Raw genomic sequence first — 959 nt, forward strand, 5'->3', positions numbered from 1 at the left:
CTGGCCACCGAAGTGATCGACGTCGGCCACTTCCTGCCGATGGCGTTCGCCGACTGGTTCACCCGCAAGGAGATGAAGCCGTCGATGCACTCGCAATCGGTGCTGCTGGTCGACGACTCAGCGTTCTTCCGCAACATGCTGGCCCCGGTGCTCAAGGCGGCCGGCTACCGCGTCCGCACCGCGCCGACCGCGCAGGAGGGCCTGGCTGCACTCCGCGCGCAGACCTTCGACGTGGTCCTGACCGACATCGAGATGCCCGACATGAACGGGTTCGAGTTTGCCGAGACCATCCGCTCCGACAACAATCTGGGCTCGATGCCGATCATCGGCCTCTCCGCGCTGGTGTCGCCGGCGGCGATCGAGCGCGGCCGTCAGGCCGGCTTCCACGACTATGTCGCCAAGTTCGACCGTCCCGGTCTGATCGCGGCGCTGAAGGAACAGACCGCGGGCGCCGCCGGCGCCTCCGAGCTGAACCGGGCGGCGGCGTGAGCGGCACAAGAGGAGACGCAAAGATGAGCAAGAAGACCCCGTCCGGCGAAGGCGCCATGGTCGAATACGTCACCGCGATGATCGGCGGCCAGCTGTTCGGCCTGCCGATCTCCCGGGTCCAGGACGTGTTCATGCCCGAGCGCGTCACCCGCGTGCCGCTGTCCTCGCGCGAGATCGCGGGCGTGCTGAACCTGCGCGGCCGCATCGTCACCGTGGTCGACATGCGCGCCCGTCTCGGCCTGCCCAAGCCCGAGGACGGCAAGATCCCGATGGCGGTCGGTGTCGACCTGCGCGGCGAATCCTACGGCCTCCTGATCGACCAGATCGGCGAGGTGCTGCGCTTATCCGAGGACAACAAGGAAGAAAATCCCGTCAACCTCGATCCCCGCATGGCCAAGCTCGCCGGCGGCGTCCACCGCCTCGACGGACAGCTCATGGTCGTCCTCGATGTCGATCGCGTCCTCGAGCTC

Annotated in this window: 2 protein-coding genes; both read left to right on the forward strand. The window is 67.5% G+C overall.

Annotation, left to right across the window (positions count from 1 at the left end):
• Positions 1-489 (forward strand): response regulator (locus tag IVB31_RS33095; RefSeq protein ID WP_247332457.1); only part of this gene is annotated, 489 nt, incomplete at its 5' end.
• Between the two features lie 23 nt (positions 490-512).
• The coding region (locus IVB31_RS33100) for a chemotaxis protein CheW (RefSeq protein ID WP_247332460.1) at positions 513-959 on the forward strand (447 nt) is incomplete at its 3' end.

Origin of the sequence: Bradyrhizobium sp. 21, assembly GCF_023073335.1 — a bacterium.
GTDB lineage: Bacteria > Pseudomonadota > Alphaproteobacteria > Rhizobiales > Xanthobacteraceae > Bradyrhizobium.